14 protein-coding genes are annotated in these 16592 nt (G+C 65.7%); 5 read left to right on the top strand and 9 right to left on the bottom strand.

Translation table 11 applies throughout. From position 1 onward, the window contains the following. Window positions 1-31 precede the first annotated feature (31 nt). Window positions 32-1240, bottom strand: a complete 1209-nt coding sequence (gene pcaF / locus JQ617_RS37305) for a 3-oxoadipyl-CoA thiolase (protein ID WP_145657283.1) — start codon at window positions 1238-1240, stop codon at window positions 32-34. Between the two features lie 216 nt (window positions 1241-1456). Here pcaF and mutS point away from each other — a divergent pair, with 216 nt between their 5' ends. Then, a complete protein-coding gene (gene mutS / locus JQ617_RS37300; protein ID WP_212030701.1) occupies window positions 1457-4195 on the top strand; it encodes a DNA mismatch repair protein MutS in 2739 nt (912 codons plus the stop codon). 111 nt (window positions 4196-4306) lie between these two features. On the opposite strand, the gene JQ617_RS37295 is transcribed toward mutS, so the two are convergent. The 6 genes from JQ617_RS37295 to JQ617_RS37270 form a co-directional block, all read right to left on the bottom strand. Then, complete coding sequence (locus tag JQ617_RS37295) at window positions 4307-5983, bottom strand: methyl-accepting chemotaxis protein (protein ID WP_212030700.1); 1677 nt, start codon at window positions 5981-5983, stop codon at window positions 4307-4309. Between the two features lie 370 nt (window positions 5984-6353). After that, window positions 6354-7163, bottom strand: coding sequence for a hypothetical protein (locus tag JQ617_RS37290; RefSeq protein ID WP_212030699.1), 810 nt, complete (start codon window positions 7161-7163; stop codon window positions 6354-6356). Between the two features lie 242 nt (window positions 7164-7405). Continuing rightward, a complete protein-coding gene (locus tag JQ617_RS37285; protein WP_063686102.1) occupies window positions 7406-7915 on the bottom strand; it encodes an OsmC family protein in 510 nt (169 codons plus the stop codon). Window positions 7916-7967: 52 nt separating this feature from the next. Next, window positions 7968-8753: an ABC transporter ATP-binding protein gene (locus JQ617_RS37280; protein ID WP_212030698.1), complete on the bottom strand. Its 786-nt coding sequence runs from the start codon at window positions 8751-8753 to the stop codon at window positions 7968-7970. Window positions 8754-8757: 4 nt separating this feature from the next. Then, a complete protein-coding gene (locus JQ617_RS37275; RefSeq protein ID WP_212030697.1) occupies window positions 8758-9603 on the bottom strand; it encodes an ABC transporter permease in 846 nt (281 codons plus the stop codon). A 217-nt stretch (window positions 9604-9820) separates the two neighbouring features. After that, window positions 9821-10792 (bottom strand): aliphatic sulfonate ABC transporter substrate-binding protein, encoded by a 972-nt coding sequence (locus JQ617_RS37270; protein ID WP_212030696.1) that lies wholly within the window; start codon window positions 10790-10792, stop codon window positions 9821-9823. 188 nt (window positions 10793-10980) lie between these two features. Here JQ617_RS37270 and JQ617_RS37265 point away from each other — a divergent pair, with 188 nt between their 5' ends. After that, window positions 10981-13770, top strand: a complete 2790-nt coding sequence (locus JQ617_RS37265) for a [protein-PII] uridylyltransferase (protein WP_212030695.1) — start codon at window positions 10981-10983, stop codon at window positions 13768-13770. Between the two features lie 21 nt (window positions 13771-13791). On the opposite strand, the gene JQ617_RS37260 is transcribed toward JQ617_RS37265, so the two are convergent. After that, a complete protein-coding gene (locus JQ617_RS37260) occupies window positions 13792-14679 on the bottom strand; it encodes a LysR family transcriptional regulator (protein ID WP_249157832.1) in 888 nt (295 codons plus the stop codon). A 114-nt stretch (window positions 14680-14793) separates the two neighbouring features. On the opposite strand from JQ617_RS37260, the gene JQ617_RS37255 reads away from it, so the two are divergent. Continuing rightward, window positions 14794-15162, top strand: coding sequence for a nuclear transport factor 2 family protein (locus tag JQ617_RS37255; RefSeq protein ID WP_249157831.1), 369 nt, complete (start codon window positions 14794-14796; stop codon window positions 15160-15162). A gap of 11 nt (window positions 15163-15173) precedes the next feature. Here JQ617_RS37255 and JQ617_RS37250 read toward each other — a convergent pair whose 3' ends face one another. Further along, complete coding sequence (locus JQ617_RS37250) at window positions 15174-15734, bottom strand: methylated-DNA--[protein]-cysteine S-methyltransferase (RefSeq protein WP_212030692.1); 561 nt, start codon at window positions 15732-15734, stop codon at window positions 15174-15176. A gap of 101 nt (window positions 15735-15835) precedes the next feature. Between JQ617_RS37250 and JQ617_RS37245 the strand changes: the two genes are divergently transcribed. Together JQ617_RS37245 and JQ617_RS37240 are read left to right on the top strand one after the other, a co-directional pair. Continuing rightward, window positions 15836-16192 (top strand): DUF1304 domain-containing protein, encoded by a 357-nt coding sequence (locus JQ617_RS37245; RefSeq protein WP_212030798.1) that lies wholly within the window; start codon window positions 15836-15838, stop codon window positions 16190-16192. Window positions 16193-16326: 134 nt separating this feature from the next. Further along, the coding region (locus JQ617_RS37240; RefSeq protein ID WP_212030691.1) for an ABC transporter substrate-binding protein at window positions 16327-16592 on the top strand (266 nt) is incomplete at its 3' end.

Genomic DNA, 16592 nt, shown 5'->3' with positions numbered 1-16592 from the left:
GCTCCGGGATGACGAGACGCTAAGCGTCTCGTCAGTTCAGCTTCTCGATCGCAACGGCGACGCCCTGGCCGACGCCGACGCACATGGTGGCGAGCGCGAGCTTGCCGCCGCGCTTCTCCATGCCGTGGACCGCGGTGAGCGCGAGGCGCGCGCCGCTCATGCCGAGGGGATGGCCGAGCGCGATGGCGCCGCCATGCGGGTTGACGTAGTCGGCGTCGTCGGCGACGCCGAGCTGGCGCATGCAGGCGATGCCCTGCGAAGCGAAGGCTTCGTTCAGCTCGATCAGGTCGAAATCGCTGATCTTCTTGCCGAGACGCTCCATCAGCTTGCGGGTCGCCGGCACCGGACCGATGCCCATGATGCGCGGCGGCACGCCGGCCGAGGCGAGGCCGAGGATGCGCGCGCGGGGCGTAAGGCCGAACTTCTTCACCGCGGCTTCGGACGCGAGGATCATCGCGGCGGCGCCGTCATTGACGCCGGAGGCGTTGCCGGCGGTCACGGTGCCCGGATTGCGCACGATCGGCTTCAACTTGGCGAGGCCTTCCAGCGTGGTCTCGGGACGCGGATGCTCGTCCTTGTCGATGGTGATCGGACCGGCCTTGCCGCCGGGAATGGTGATCGGGGTGATCTCCTCGGCGAAATAGCCGGCAGCAATCGCCTTACCCGCGCGCTGCTGCGAGCGGATGGCGAAGGCGTCCTGGTCGGCGCGCGAGACCTGGAATTCCTCGGCGACGTTCTCGCCGGTCTCGGGCATCGCATCGACGCCGTACTGCGCCTTGAGCAGCGGATTGATGAAGCGCCAGCCGATGGTGGTGTCGAAAATCTCGGCGGAACGCGAGAAGGCTTCCTGCGCCTTGCCCATCACGAAGGGCGCGCGGGTCATGGATTCGACGCCACCGGCAATCGCAAGCTCGATCTCGCCGGAGCGGATCGCGCGGCCGGCCGCGCCGACCGCATCGAGGCCGGAGGCACAGAGCCGGTTCAGGGTCTGGCCGGGAACCGAGTCAGGCAGGCCCGCCAGCAGCAGCGCCATGCGCGCGACGTTGCGGTTGTCCTCGCCGGCCTGATTGGCGCAGCCGAAGAACACTTCGTCCACCTGCGCCCAGTCGAGATTGGGGTGCTTTGCCATCAGCGCCTTGATCGGCGCGGCAGCCAGATCGTCGGCGCGCACCTTGGCGAGCGAGCCGCCGAAACGGCCGATCGGGGTCCGCACGGCATCGCAGATAAAGACGTCACGCATCGTTGTTCTCCCTGAATGCCGCGATCCGGCCAGAATTCTTCAATGTCCGCGGAGTTTTAGGAGGGCGCCCGCGGCAGGTCAATTGACGGTTTCGCGTGCGATTTGCAGGGGCCTGCCGTCCGCAGCGCATGCCGCGGTGCGGACAACGTGGAAAACCCTCTCCCATCGGCCAAACCGATAGGAGCAGGAGGCGAAATTTTGTAGGTTGCGCCGCTCATGACGATGCAACAGCCGATACCCGTCCCGCCCCCCGACGAAACGCCCGCGCCGCAGCCGGAAGCCGCCGCGCGCGTCACGCCGATGATGGAACAGTACCTCGAAATCAAGGCGGCGCATCAGGGCCTGCTGCTGTTCTACCGGATGGGCGACTTCTACGAGCTGTTCTTCGAGGACGCCGAGATCGCCTCCAGGACACTCGGCATCGTCCTGACCAAACGCGGCAAGCATCAGGGCGCCGACATCCCGATGTGCGGCGTGCCGGTCGAACGCTCCGAGGATTATCTGCATCGTCTGATCAGCGCTGGCCACCGCGTCGCGGTCTGCGAGCAGACCGAGGATCCTGCCGCAGCGAAAGCGCGCGGCAACAAGAGCGTGGTGCGCCGCGGCGTGGTGCGGCTCGTCACCCCGGGCACGCTGACCGAGGACACGCTGCTCGATGCGCGTGCCAACAATTATCTGCTGGCGATCGCGCGCGCCCGCTCCTCTGCGGGCGGCGACCGCTTCGGCCTTGCCTGGATCGACATTTCGACCGCCGAATTCATGGTGACCGAATGCTCCGGCGGTGAGCTCGCCGCGACGCTGGCGCGCATCAATCCGAACGAGGCGATCGTCACCGACGCGCTCTTTGGCGATAACGAGCTCGGCCAGACCCTGCGCGAGCTGCCGGCGGTGACGCCGCTGACCCGCGACGTCTTCGACGGCGCCACCGCCGAGAAGCGCCTCTGCGACTATTTTGCCGTCGCGACCATGGACGGCCTGGCTCAGCTCACGCGGTTAGAGGCCACCGCCGCGGCTGCCGCCGTCACCTATGTCGACCGCACCCAGGTCGGCAAGCATCCGCCGTTGTCGCCGCCCGCGCGCGAAGCTTCCGGCGCGACCATGGCGATCGACCCGGCCACGCGCGCCAATCTCGAGCTGACGCGGACGCTCGCCGGCGAGCGCCGCGGCTCACTGCTCGACGCCATCGACTGCACGGTGACCTCGGCGGGCTCGCGCCTGCTCGCGCAGCGCCTCGCCGCGCCGCTGACCGACGCGCCGGCGATCGCGCGGCGGCTCGACGCGGTCGGCACCTTCGTTGCGGATTCCGCGACGCGCGAAGACATCCGCAGCATCCTGCGCGGCGCGCCCGACATGTCGCGCGCGCTGGCCCGTCTCTCGGTCGGCCGCGGCGGACCGCGCGACCTCGCGGGCTTGCGCGACGGCATCATCGCCGCCGACCAGGTGCTGGCGCGGCTTGGCGAGATCGACCAGCCGGCGCAGGAGATCGCAGCGGTGATGGCGGCGCTGAGGCGTCCGTCGCGCGAGCTTGCAGCCGAATTTGCCGGCGCGCTCGACGAGCAATTGCCGCTGATCAAGCGCGACGGCGGCTTCGTGCGCCAGGGTTACGAGCCTGCGCTGGACGAAACGCGAAACCTGCGTGACGCCTCGCGCCTCGTGGTCGCCTCGATGCAGGCGCGCTACGCCGACGACACCGGCGTCAAGGGTCTCAAGATCCGGCACAACAACGTGCTCGGCTATTTCGTCGAGGTCACCGCGCAGCACGGCGACAAGCTGATGTCGGCACCGCTGAACGCGACCTTCATCCACCGCCAGACGCTAGCCGGCCAGGTGCGCTTCACCACCTCCGAGCTCGGCGAGATCGAGGCCAAGATCGCCAATGCCGGCGACCGAGCGCTCGGCCTCGAGCTCGAGATCTTCGAGAAGCTCTGCGCCAAGGCGCTCGAGATCAGCGACGATCTGCGTGCCGCCGCGCAAGGCTTTGCGCTGCTCGACGTCGCGACGTCGCTGGCAAGGCTCGCCGTCGACGAGAACTATGTGCGGCCCGAGGTCGATGGTTCCCTCGCCTTCGCGATCGAAGCAGGCCGCCATCCCGTGGTCGAGCAGGCCCTGAAGCACAACGGCGAGCCGTTCATCGCCAATGCCTGCGATCTGTCGCCAGGCCCGGCGCAACAATCCGGCCAGCTCTGGCTGCTCACCGGTCCGAACATGGCCGGTAAGTCGACCTTCCTGCGCCAGAACGCGCTCATTGCCTTGCTGGCGCAGATCGGCAGCTTCGTGCCGGCCACGCGCGCGCGGATCGGCATCATCGACCGTCTGTTCTCGCGCGTCGGCGCCGCCGACGATCTTGCCCGCGGCCGCTCCACCTTCATGGTGGAGATGGTCGAGACCGCTGCGATCCTCAACCAGGCCGGCGAGCGCGCGCTGGTGATCCTCGACGAGATCGGCCGCGGCACCGCGACCTTCGACGGCCTCTCGATCGCCTGGGCCGCGATCGAGCACCTGCACGAGAGCAACCGCTGCCGCACCCTGTTCGCGACGCATTATCACGAGCTGACCGCGCTCTCGGCCAAACTGCCGCGCCTGTTCAACGCCACGGTGCGCGTGAAGGAATGGCAGGGCAATGTCGTGTTCCTGCACGAGGTGCTGCCGGGCTCGGCCGACCGCTCCTACGGCATCCAGGTGGCGAAGCTCGCCGGCCTGCCGCCGGCGGTGATCACGCGCGCGAAATCCGTGCTCTCCAAGCTGGAGGCGCAGGACCGCGGCCAGACCGCGCGAGCCCTGGTGGACGATCTGCCGCTGTTCGCGGTGCCCTCGCGCGCCGCCGCGGAGGCCGCGCCGCCGAGCGAGGCCGAGCTGCTGATGGAAGCCGTGAAGGCGCTGCACCCCGACGAGATGTCCCCGCGCGACGCGCTCGATGCGCTCTATGCGTTGAAGGCCAAGCTGCCGAAGCAGTGATGTTGCCGTAGGGTGGGTTAGCCGAAGGCGTAACTCACCGCTTCTGTCGCCGCAGAAACCAACGAGGTGGGTTACGCTTCGCTAACCCACCCTACGCGTTCTAGCACTCAGCTAGGCCCGCGCCGCGATCGCCGCGGCTTCCGCGGCGGCGCGCTGCATGCTGGTCGACATCTCGTTGGTGACCGTGCTCTGCTCCTCGACGGCAGCCGCCGTCGACGTCACGTATTCGCTGACATTGCTGATCGCCTGCTTGATCGAGCCCAGCGCGTTGACGACGTCGGCGGAGATGCCGTTGAGGCTGCCGATCTCCTGGCCGATCTTGTCGGTCGCCTGCTTGGCCTGGTTGGCGAGGCTTTTCACCTCGGAGGCGACCACCGCGAAGCCGCGGCCGGCCTCGCCGGCGCGGGCGGATTCGATCGTGGCGTTGAGCGCGAGCAGGTTGATCTGCCCGGTGATGCTGTTGATCATCTCGACGATGCCGGTCATCGCCTGCGCGGCCTCGGTGAGGCGCTGGGCCTGCGCGTCGGCGGAGGCGACCTGCTCGACCGCGCCCATCGCGGTTTCGCGCGATTTGGTCATCGCCTCGGAAATCTCCCGCACCGAGGCGTTGAGCTCCTCGGAGCCGGCCGCGACCGATTCCATCATGCCGCGGACGCGCTCGTTGCCCATGCGGACCAGCACCTGGCGCGTGGTGTCGGTGGCGTATTTCACCACCTTGAACGGCTTGCCGTTGAGATCGAGGATCGGGTTGTAGGAGGCCTGGATATAGACCTCCCTGCCGCCCTTGCCGATGCGCTTGTATTCGGCCGCCTGGTACTGGCCGCGGCCGAGCGCAGCCCAGAACTCGCGATAGGCGGCGCCGTCGCGCTCGCCGGGCTCGACGAACATGCTGTGATGCTTGCCCTGGATCTCGGCCAGCGAATAGCCGAGCGTCGCAAGGAAGTTGGCGTTGGCGGTGATGATCGTGCCGTCCATGTTGAACTCGATCACGGCCTGCGCCTTGTCGATCGCCGAGATCTGACCGGAGAGATTGGCGTTCTTCAGCTTCTCGGCGGTCACGTCGGTTGCGTATTTGACGACGCCGAACGGCTTGCCGTTCTCGTCGAACAGCGGATTGTAGGAGGCGAGGATCCAGACCTCGCGGCCGCCCTTGCCGATGCGCTTGAACTCGCCGGCCTGGTATTCGCCGCGATTGAGCCTGGCCCAGAACTCGCGATAGGCCGCGCTGTCGCGCTCGGCCTGTTCCACGAACAGGCTGTGATGCCTGCCCTCGATCTCGGCGAGCGAATAGCCGAGCGCCTTGCAGAAATTCTCGTTGGCGGCGACGACAGTGCCGTCGAGCTTGAACTCGATCACGGCCTGGGCGCGGCTGCTGGCGGCGATCTTCGAGGCATCCGTCATGCTTCGGATCTTCTTCTCGGTGATGTCGGTCGCAATCTTGGCGACCATCACCGCCTTGCCCTCGCCGTCGAGCACCGGATTGTAGGATGCTTCGATCCAGACCTCGCGGCCGCCCTTCGCGATCCGCCTGAACTCGCGCGCCTGATACTCGCCACGGTTCAGCGCGGCCCAGAACGCCTTGTACTCGGCGTTGTCGCGCTGGTCGGCCGGCACGAACATGGAGTGATGCTTGCCCTGGATTTCGTCGAGCCGATAGCCGAGGGCATCGAGGAAGTTCTTGTTGGCCGTGATGATCGTCCCATCGAGTTTGAATTCGATCATCGCCTGCGAACGGCCGATGGCGGCGAGTTGTGCTTCCGCATGACCGTGGGACTTGCGACCAAACATCAAACAATCTCCATCTCGAAATATCGCCGATGGGGACGCGCCCGTCGGAACAGGGAAAGGGACCGCGCGGCAGCGTCGCCGTATCTCCGCGAGCCGTTCGCTTGAAAATGAGCCGCGCCGATTTGCGCGGTCTGCAATCCGATTCGTACGTGAAAAGCTCGAACAAAGTTCTAATAGAAATGTCGGAATCCGGCGGCCGGTGAATCACCCGTCCGGACGATCAACAACAGCGCAAAAACCGGGAAAAAATAGCAATTTTTGAAATGATACTTCTCATTCAACGGCTTGCGCAGAGACCGCGTGAATCCATCGGCATGGATTGAGCTGGCATAATGGATTCTCGCGACGCCATGTCGCGCGCGACCGTGTCTCACGGCTCTTTTCGCACCCGCTGCATCGCACGCCGGCCGCGCCACCACAGCGTCAGATTCCAGGTGACGCAGGTGCAGAGTGCAAGCATCAAACCGGCGGCCGAGCCGAACTGCACAACGGCGACGTGCATCACGGCAATCGCCATGCCGAATCCGAGCAGGCCCCAGGCGGAATTGGCCAGCACGGCGGCGGTCGGCGGGCCGCCGATGCGCGGGTGCAGGATGATCATCATGCTGGTGAACACGATCGGGTAGAGCGCGATCAAGCCGGAGACACGCGGACCGACCCAGCCCGAGGTCGACACCACGATCGCAACCAGCGTTGCCACCAGCGCCGCGCGGAACGGAATGTCATACCAGCGGCGCGTCACCAGCGGCATTTTCACGTGACGGTACTTGGCCAGCAGCGGGATGCAGATGCCGAAGGCGACCGCGTTGACGGCGAGCCCGGCGGCAAGGGTCCAGTCGAACAATCGGATGATCGAGGCCAGCACGATCCAGACCCCGACCGCGCTGGCGACACTCACGGCGAAGCTCTGCCGCTGCGCCAGCACGACATAGACGAGGCCCATGAAGATCGTCGCCGCATTCACCGGCAGGCTCGCCAATGCGCCCTGCGCGATGAAGGACGCGTCATGGTCGATCGCGAGGAAGACGTAGGAGGGACCGGCCGACACCGGCAGGGTTGCCACCAACGCGCCGATCACCGGCCCCGAACGTTCGGTGATGACCGACGCCGACACCACGAACGCCGCCGCGATCGCCATGCGCAGGAGCAGGAAGAGGATGAGGTGGAGGTCGAGGGACATTTTTGTTCTGTCGTCCCGGACGGGCGAAGCACCCATCCGGATGGAAGGCGAAATATTCTGTCTGTCATTCCGGGGCGCGCGAAGCGCGAGCCCGGAATCCATAATCAAGGGCTGTGGTGGGTCGTTTGCTGGAGCTACGACCGTCCGTAATCACGACGGCCTTGGGGTTATGGGTCCCCGGCTCGCGCCAAGCGGCGCGCCCCGGGACGACACCAATTGTGGCGCAGCGTCTTCCGCTTCTCTCACATCCGCTGCATCGACACCGAAACCTTCGGGCCGTTCTTGATGGTCTGGTAGACCACGCAATAGCGCTCGGTGAGCTTGAGCAGGAGATCGAGCTTGTCCTGTGGCGCGGGCGTATCGACCTCGAAGCGGAGACGGATCTCGGCAAAGCCGACCGGGGTCTCCTTGTCGACGCCGAGCGTGCCGCGGAAATCGAGGTCGCCCTCGGCGTAGACATTGCCGGTCTTGAGCGGCACCTCGATCGCGGTCGCGACCGATTTCAGCGTGACGCCGGCGCAGGCGACCAGCGCCTCCAGCAGCATGTCGCCGGAGCAGAGCTCGAGGCCGGAGCCGCCGGTGGCGGGATGCAGGCCAGCCATCGCGATGGCGCGGCCGGTCTCGACCTTGCAGGCGATGCCTTCGCTGTCGGTGGAACCCTTGGCCTTCAGCGTGATCATCGCGGTCTTGGGATCGGTCTTGTAGCGTTCCTTGATCGGGGCCTGCATCTGGCGCAGTTCGGCGGCGTCCATTGTTCTCTCCCGGAAAAATTGCTCCCCGATGTACCGGCTCGGGGAGAAATTGTCACCACCACATGGCCTGACCGGGACCCTGGGTTGCGTCACGGTCGGGGACGTTGCGGTCGAGCGAACGGTCGAGTGACGTCAGCACACTTCGTTTGAAATTCTCGAACAGCGGCGAATTGCGGTCGCGCGGCCGTCCCAGATTGATCTCGATCTGGTCGAACAGCCGGCCCGGCCGCGGCCGCATCACCAGCACGCGATCGGCCAGCACCACGGCTTCGTCGACGTCATGCGTGACGAGGATCAAGGTCGGACGCGTGTCGGCCCAGAGGTCGAGCAGATGATCCTGCAGGTCGCGGCGGGTGAAGGCATCGAGCGCGGAGAACGGCTCGTCGAGCAGCAGCACCTCGGGCTGCGGCACCAGCGCGCGTGCGATCGCAACGCGCTGCGCCTGTCCGCCGGAGAGCTCACGCGGCCAGGCCTGCGCCTTGTCGGAAAGGCCGACGCGGGCGAGCGCACGCGCCACCTTCTCGCGCCGCTCGGCGGCGGGCAGATCGGCGAGCCCAAAACCGATATTGTCGGCGACGCTGAGCCAGGGCAGCAGCCGCGGCTCCTGGAAGATGATGCCGATCTTGGCATGCGGCGAGGCGATCGCCTCGCTGTCGAGCGTCACGGTGCCCGAGCTGGCGCGATCGAGGCCGGCGATGGCGCGCAGCAATGTCGACTTGCCGCAGCCGGAGCCGCCGATGATGGCGATGATCTCGCCCTGCCTGATCTGTGCGGAGAAGCGCGCCAGCGCCTCGACGCCATTGGGATAGGTCTTGCTGACCCGGTCGAGCGCCAGCATCGCGTTACGTTCCCCTCGCGCGGCCAAAGGCGTCCTGCCAGCGCAGGAACGGCGCGGCCGCGACCTCGATCAGCCAGTCGGTGAGCTTGCCGAGGATGGCGAAGATCACGATGGCGGCGAGGATCTGCGCGGGCTTGCCGAGCTGCTGGCCGTCGAGCAGGAGATAGCCGAGGCCTTCGGAGGCGCCGATCAGCTCGGCCGCCACCACGAACATCCAGCCGAGACCGAGGCCGACGCGCAAGGACACGACATAGGCCGGCAGCACCGCCGGCAGCAGGATGCGGCGGATCATCGCGAAGCCGGAAAGGCGGAAGGTGCGGCCGACCTCGACGATCTTGCGGTCGACGGAGAGGATCGCGCCCATCACGCCGAGATAGACCGGAAAGAACACGCCGACCGCGATCAGCGCGATCTTCGAGGTCTCGAAGATGCCGAGCCAGAGGATGAACAGCGGCACCCAGGCCAGCGACGGAATCGCGCGCAAGGCCTGCACGGTCGGGTCGAGCAGCCGCCGCGCCAGCGACCAATAGCCGGAGATGGCACCAAGCAGCGTACCCGCGACCACGCCGAAGGCGAAGCCGAGCCCGACGCGCCACAGCGTCGCTGCGATGTGGCGGACCAGCTCGCCGGAGCGGGCGAGCTCGGTGATGGTGGCAAACACGCGCGAGGGCGGCGGCACTAGGCGTCCATTGGACCAGCCGGACCACACCACCAGCTCCCAGCCGAGCGCGAGCGTCAGCGGCAGCAGCACGCCCAGCATCGGCCGCGCATAGCGCGACAGCCGTGACGGTGCGGCGGCGCTTTCGGCGGGTTCCGAGGTCTGTTGCAGGACTGGCGCGTCGGAGATCATGGCCGGTAGGAAGCGCGTCTGGGGCGGGAATGCAACACTACTCTTGCCGCGGCTCCGGCCGGCTTTCTTCCTTCTCCCCTTGCGGGAGAAGGTGGCGCAAAGCGCCGGATGAGGGGTTCGTTCCGTTCGCACGACTATTTGTGAGGAGAGATACCCCTCACCCGGCTTCGCGTTCCGCGAAGCCACCCTCCCCCGCACGGGGGGAGGGTTAAGACCATCAATTCGTCGGCAGCGGGACCTGGTCGTCGATCAGCGCATCCAGCGTTGCCTTCACGTCGACCTTGGCGTCGACGACGCCGGCTTGCTGGAGCGCGAGGCCGGCGGCGAGGATCGACTCGCGCTGCGGTGCGCCGATGCGGCTGTGAGTGAGCTCGGTGCGCTCCCTGAGCTGCTTGTCCACCACCGCCTCGGGCAGCTTGGTCACCGCGATGAAGGTCTTCTTCAGCTCGTCGTAATTCGCCAGCGAATATTTGCGCGCGTCCTCATACACCGCGAGCACGCGGCGGGCCGCGTCCGGATAGTCCTTCAGGAACTGCTCGCGCACATTGAGGATGCCCCAGGTGTTGGCATCGGCCTTGCGATAGAACAGCTTCGCGCCTTCCTCGACCTCGGCCTGCGCCATCATGGGATCGAGGCCGGCCCAGGCATCGACGTCGCCGCGGATCAGCGCGGTCTTACCGTCGGCATGCTGCAGCAGCACCGGCGTGATGTCCTTTTCAGTCAGGCCGGCACCAAGCAGCGCGCGCACCAGGAAGATGTGCGGATCGGTGCCGCGCGTCACCGCGACGCGCTTGCCCTTGAGGTCGGCAACGCCAGCGATCTTGGAATCCTTGCCCGTGACCAGCGCGGTCCATTCCGGGCGCGAATAGACATAGATCGACTTGATCGGGTTGCCGTTGATCTTCGCCACCAGCGCGGCCGAGCCGGCGGTCGAGCCGAAATCGATCGAGCCGGCATTGAGGAATTCGAGCGCCTTGTTCGAGCCGGCCGACTGCACCCAGGTGACGGTGATGCCGTCCTTGGCGAACTCCTTCTCCAACAGCCCCTTCTGCTTCAGGACCATCGACACCGGGTTGTAGGTGGCCCAGTCGATGCGGATTTCCTTGAGCGGATCGGCGGCCTGTGCCGCGGGGATCAAGGCAAGCGTCATCGCGCCCGCCAGCAGAATGCGTCGTGTAATCCTGGTCATGCCCAGCCTCCTCCGAAACTTCATTGTTTTTCAATGAGTTATATCTAGAGGTCAACGAGAAAATCCGCCCCTTGAAAGGCCGCCGGCCGAGAACAGATTTGCCCGAAGCCGGCCTTTTCCAGCACGGAACGACTATTGCCTGTGAATGACGGGTGACAGCGCCTGTCACCTCTTATATCCGGTGAGACATGGACAGCGTCGCGACTGAACATAAGGCCGAGGTGGACGACCGCTTCGACACCGCGCGGATCACCGCCGCGGTCGATGCACTTGCTGAAAAGCACCAGGGACGCGAGGACGCGTTCCGCACCGCCATGGCGCAATTGCTCAAGGCCGAGCTGATCGCGGCACGCGCGGCGGCGCAGGCGATCCTGCTCAAGGACCGTCACGGCCGCCGCTGCGCCGAGCGGCTGTGCCACGTGCAGGACGAGATCATCCGCATTCTCTATTCCGCCGCGACCCGCCATCTCTACCGCTCGCCGATCCCGAGCGGTGCCGAGCGCATGGCGGTGGTGGCGACCGGCGGCTATGGCCGCGGCCTGATGGCGCCGGAGTCCGACATCGATCTCTTGTTCATCCTGCCCTACAAGCAGACCGCCTGGGGCGAGCAGGTCGCCGAAGCCATCCTCTATTGCCTCTGGGACATGGGGCTGAAGGTCGGCCACGCCACGCGCTCGGTCGACGAGTCGATCCGGCAGGCGCGCGGCGACATGACCATCCGCACCGCGATCCTGGAGACGCGCTTCCTCACCGGCGACCAGCCGCTCTATGACGAGCTGGTCGAGCGCTTCGACAAGGAAGTGGTGCAGGGCACCGCGTCCGAATTCGTCACCGCAAAGCTCGCCGAGCGCGAGGAGCGGCATCGCCGCGGCGGCCAGTCGCGCTATCTGGTCGAGCCCAACGTCAAGGACGGCAAGGGCGCGCTGCGCGACCTGCACACGCTGTTCTGGATCGCGAAATACGTCTACCGCGTCCGCGACACCGACGAGCTGGTCGAGCGCGGCGTGTTTGACGCGCAGGAATATCGCAGCTTCCGCCGCTGCGCCGACTTCCTCTGGTCGGTGCGGTGCAACCTGCATTTCTACTCGGGCCGCGCCGAGGAGCGCCTCTCCTTCGATCTCCAGCGCGAGATTGCCGTGCGGCTCGGCTACACCTCGCATCCCGGCATGCAGGACGTCGAGCGCTTCATGAAGCACTACTTCCTTGTCGCCAAGGAAGTCGGCAACCTCACCGCCATCCTCTGCGCCAAGCTCGAGGACCAGCAGGCCAAGCCCGCGCCGGTGCTGAGCCGGATGATGGCGCGGCTGCGCCCGACCCAGGTGAAGCGGCGCGTGCCCGACAGCGACGATTTCATCGTCGACAACAACCGCATCAACGTCGCCGCGCCCGACGTCTTCAAGCACGATCCGGTCAATCTGATCCGCATCTTCCGCCTGGCGCAGAAGAACAACCTCGCCTTCCATCCGGATGCGATGCGTGACGTGACGCGCTCGCTCGGCCTGATCAACGCGCAGATGCGCGAGAATCCGGAAGCGAACCGGCTGTTCATGGAGATCCTGACCTCCGACAACGCCGAGATCGTGCTGCGGCGGATGAACGAGACCGGCGTGCTCGGTCATTTCATCCGCGCCTTCGGCAAGATCGTCTCGATGATGCAGTTCAACATGTATCATCACTACACCGTGGACGAGCACCTGATCCGCTGCGTCGGCTTCCTCCAGGACATCGAGCGCGGCGGCATCGAGGAGTTCGCGCTCGCCAGCGACCTGATGCGCAAAACACGTCCCGAGCATCGTGCGGTGATCTACATCACGACCCTGCTGCACGACATCGCCAAGGGCCGGCCCGAGGACCACTCGATCGCCGGCGCCAAGGTGGCGCGGCGACTGTGCCCGCGTCTCGGATTCAGCGCGGCCGACACCGAGCTGGTGGCCTGGCTGATCGAGGAGCATCTGACGATGTCCACGGTCGCCCAATCGCGCGACCTGTCGGATCGCAAGACCATCGAGAATTTTGCCGCCGTGGTGCAATCGGTCGAGCAGATGAAGCTGCTGACGATCCTCACCACCGCCGATATCCGCGGCGTCGGCCCGGGCGTGTGGAACGGCTGGAAGGCGCAGCTCCTGCGCTCGCTGTATTACGAGACCGAGCCGGTGCTCACCGGCGGCTTCTCGGAAGTCGATCGCGGCAAGCGCCTCACGGCCGCCTATGCGGAATTCCGCAACGCCTTCGCCGAGTGGCCGGCAGACGAGCTCGACGCCTATATCGGCCGGCACTATCCGGCCTACTGGCTCAAGGTCGAGCTGCCGCGAAAAATCCGCCATGCCCGCTTCGTCCGCTCCAGCGAGCAGGCCGGCCACAAGCTCGCGATCAATGTCGGCTTCGACGAGGTGCGCGGCGTGACCGAGCTGACGATCTTCGCGGCCGACCATCCCTGGCTGCTCTCGATCATCGCGGGCGCCTGCGCCTCGGCCGGCGCCAACATCGTCGACGCGCAGATCTACACCACGACCGACGGCCGCGCGCTCGACACCATCTCCATCTCCCGGGAATATGACCGCGACGAGGACGAGGGCCGCCGCGCCACGCGCATCGGCGAGATGATCGAGGACGTGCTGGAGGGCAAGCTGCGCCTGCCCGAGGTGGTGGCGCGTCGCACCGTGCGCAGCAAGGCGCGGCCCTTCGTGATCGAGCCGGAGGTGACCATCAACAACCAATGGTCCGACCGCTACACGGTGATCGAGGTCTCCGGCCTCGACCGCCCCGGCCTGCTCTACGAGCTGACCACCGCGATCTCGAAGCTCAATCTCAACATTGCGTCAGCCCATGTCGCGACCTTCGGCGAGCGCGCCCGCGACGTGTTCTACGTCACCGATCTCCTCGGCGCCCAAATCAACGCGCCGACGCGGCAATCCGCGATCAAGAGCGCGCTGACCCACGTGATGGCCGGCGACAAGGCGGTTCAACCGGCGGCGTGACTTTCTTTCGCCGTCCCGGCCTCATCGCGCCGACTTTCGTTCGGAGTATCGCAGCGCGTTCACCAGCGCTGACAGCGCGGCTGGCTGATGCTGACGACTGGGATAATACATGTAGAAGCCGGGGATCGGCGGCGTCCAATCCTCCAGCACCCTGACGAGGCGGCCCTTCGCAATATATCCGGCGACCTGGTCTTCGTAGGCGAGGCCAACACCAATTCCAGCGAGCGCCGCCTGAATCACCAGGTGGGTATCGTCAATGATCAGCGGACCGTTCACATTGATCGTGACCGACTTTCGTCCCTGCTCGAACTCCCACCGATAGGGACCACCCGCAAGACGCAGGGTGATACACCGATGATCGCTAAGGTCCTTTGGCTTCTCGGGGATGCCTCGTGTCGCGAAATAGCGCGGCGATCCCACCACCGCCAATCGCAGTTCGGGCGTGACGCGAACCGCGATCATGTCCTTCTGAATGTACTCGCCAAGCTGAATGCCCGCATCGAACTCGCCTGCGACGAGGTCGACGGGGCCGGTGACGGTGACAACGTCCAGAACGATGTCAGGGTAGGCCTCGGCAAAAGCTTTGAGCCGCGGCAACAACACCATCACGGCAGCCGACCGTGACATGACGATTCGAAGGCGGCCTTGGGGCTGGTGTCGAACGCTTCGAGCCTTGTCGAGGGCATAGCGAATCTGCTCGAGCGCCGGAGACAAGTCCGCCAGGAGAGCCGCCCCGGCAGCGGTCGGTGCAACGCTCTTGGTTGTTCGGGCGAGCAGTTGCAGTTCGAGGCGCTGCTCCAGCCGCCGGATCGTGTGGCTCAGGGCAGACTGAGAGACGCCCAGCTTTATCGCAGCGCGCGTAAAGCTTCGTTCGCTGGCCACGACCGCAAATGTCGCGAGCTCGTTCATGTCGTTTGTCATCGTTCATGAATATCGCTCATGAGCCTGTGCCATTCAAGGCGTCTAGTCTCATAAGCCGGCTTGCCGTAGGGATTTGCGCAAGCAACAGCTTTGAGGATGACAATGGATACGGACGCTTCAGCCTTGCGCTCCCTCGCGCAAACCTATTTCGATGCGGCCTATGAAATGGATGCCGACAAATTTGCATCCATATTTCACCCCTCGAGTTCCGTGACAAAGGTCGCCGAGGACGGCGCCGTGAACGTGACGCCGATTGCGACTTGGCTCGCAGCAGTCCACAACATCAAGGCTCCGAAGCAGCAGGGCTTCGAGCGGGATGACCGGATCCTGTCGATCGACGTTGAAAGAGAGCTCGCGCTCCTGAAGGTGACTTTGCAGATTCCGCCGCGCTCCGTCACGGACCTGTTGTCATGCCTGAAGGTGAACGGGTCCTGGACAATCGTGCAGAAAGTGATGACGTCGAAAGTCTGACGGCTTCGGAATCAATCCTTCGCACTTTCGCGAACGGGCTCTCGGACCTCGACGCCCTCGTGCCGCAGCAGCCAGCGCTTGCGCTCCAGCCCGCCGCCGTACTTCACCAGCGAGCCGTCCGCGCCGATCAGGCGGTGACACGGCAGCACCACGCTGATCGGGTTGGAGCCGTTGGCATGGCCGACGGCGCGAATGGCCCGGGGCATCTCGATCCGTGCCGCCATTGCGCCATAGCTCATCGTCGTGCCGGCCGGGATGTGCGCCAGCGCGGTCCAGACCTTCTGCTGGAAAGGCGTGCCGGCGACACGCCATGCAACGCGCGAGAGCTGGCCGAGATCACCGTCGAAATAGCGCGACAGCGCAGTCCGCATTTGCGTCGGCGCAGGCTGGTCACCGAGCTCCACCGCGCCATAGTGCAGGCGCAGCAGATCGCGCATGCGATGCTCGTAGTCGTCCCAGTCGAGGGCGCGCAGATTGCCGTCGGCATCGGTGACGAGCAGCGCGGTCCCGATCGGCGTCGCCAGGCGATCGAGGCCGAAGCGTTCAGGCATCCTGGTTGAGCGAGCGGGCATTGCGGCGACCCCGGCAGTCGAAACACACCCGTCGCGTTTGCCACGCCGGATGTGCTACCGTCCACCCGAAAGCTGACGCTTTTGGGGGGCTCAACTTGAATCTGATCGCCAATGTCCTGGTGGCGCTGGTCGCCGCGCTGCATGTCCTGTTCCTGGTCCTGGAGATGGTCCTCTGGGAAAAGCCGATAGGCCTTAAGATATTCCGCAATTCGCCCGAGAAGGCCGCGATCACGAAAGTGATGGCCGCCAACCAGGGGCTCTATAACGGCTTCCTGGTTGCCGGCCTGGTCTGGGGCCTGTTCCACGGCAACCCGGCCTTCGCGTTCCAGATCAAGGTGTTCTTCCTGCTCTGCGTGATCGTGGCCGGCGCCTATGGCGCGGCGACCGTCAGCGTGCGGATCCTGATCGTGCAGGCGCTGCCGGCGGCGCTCGCGCTGGTTGCCTTGCTTCTCGCCTGAGACGCTTCGGCGCAGCGCCGCGCGCCTTGCGCGGCCGCTGCCCTTCCTCCACAATCTTCGGCAGCGATGGCGACCGTTGCAATCAACGGGAAAAGACCGTCGACCGGAAATTCCGTCAGGAGGAACAACCCAACATGACCCATCGCAGAGCCTTCTTAGCTGCCACGGCGGCGCTCGCCCTTACACTCTCCGCCAGCCAAGCTCTCGCCCAGAAGAAATACGACACCGGCGCGAGCGACACCGAGATCAAGATCGGCCAGACCGTGCCGTTCTCCGGCGCCTACTCGGTCTACGCCAATATCGGCAAGACCCAGGCCGCCTACTTCAAGATGATCAACGATCAGGGCGGCATCAACGGCCGCAAGATCAATTTGATCCAGTATGACGACGCCTATTCGCC

Source organism: Bradyrhizobium sp. KB893862 SZCCT0404 (assembly GCF_018130885.1).
In the GTDB taxonomy this organism is placed as follows: Bacteria; Pseudomonadota; Alphaproteobacteria; order Rhizobiales; family Xanthobacteraceae; genus Bradyrhizobium; species Bradyrhizobium stylosanthis.
Note: the sequence above shows the minus strand (reverse complement) of the source record. Positions and strands in the feature narration are given on the sequence as shown.

What these genes read in the sequence shown, in the direction of transcription:
- mutS (WP_212030701.1), top strand. Translation starts at nt 1,457, where the DNA reads ATGACGATGCAACAGCCGATACCCGTCCCGCCCCCCGACGAAACGCCC.
- JQ617_RS37275 (WP_212030697.1), bottom strand. Translation starts at nt 9,603, where the DNA reads ATGATCTCCGACGCGCCAGTCCTGCAACAGACCTCGGAACCCGCCGAA.
- JQ617_RS37290 (WP_212030699.1), bottom strand. Translation starts at nt 7,163, where the DNA reads ATGTCCCTCGACCTCCACCTCATCCTCTTCCTGCTCCTGCGCATGGCG.
- JQ617_RS37270 (WP_212030696.1), bottom strand. Translation starts at nt 10,792, where the DNA reads ATGACCAGGATTACACGACGCATTCTGCTGGCGGGCGCGATGACGCTT.
- JQ617_RS37285 (WP_063686102.1), bottom strand. Translation starts at nt 7,915, where the DNA reads ATGGACGCCGCCGAACTGCGCCAGATGCAGGCCCCGATCAAGGAACGC.
- JQ617_RS37280 (WP_212030698.1), bottom strand. Translation starts at nt 8,753, where the DNA reads ATGCTGGCGCTCGACCGGGTCAGCAAGACCTATCCCAATGGCGTCGAG.
- JQ617_RS37295 (WP_212030700.1), bottom strand. Translation starts at nt 5,983, where the DNA reads ATGTTTGGTCGCAAGTCCCACGGTCATGCGGAAGCACAACTCGCCGCC.
- JQ617_RS37265 (WP_212030695.1), top strand. Translation starts at nt 10,981, where the DNA reads ATGGACAGCGTCGCGACTGAACATAAGGCCGAGGTGGACGACCGCTTC.
- JQ617_RS37260 (WP_249157832.1), bottom strand. Translation starts at nt 14,679, where the DNA reads ATGAACGAGCTCGCGACATTTGCGGTCGTGGCCAGCGAACGAAGCTTT.
- pcaF (WP_145657283.1), bottom strand. Translation starts at nt 1,240, where the DNA reads ATGCGTGACGTCTTTATCTGCGATGCCGTGCGGACCCCGATCGGCCGT.
- JQ617_RS37250 (WP_212030692.1), bottom strand. Translation starts at nt 15,734, where the DNA reads ATGCCCGCTCGCTCAACCAGGATGCCTGAACGCTTCGGCCTCGATCGC.
- JQ617_RS37255 (WP_249157831.1), top strand. Translation starts at nt 14,794, where the DNA reads ATGGATACGGACGCTTCAGCCTTGCGCTCCCTCGCGCAAACCTATTTC.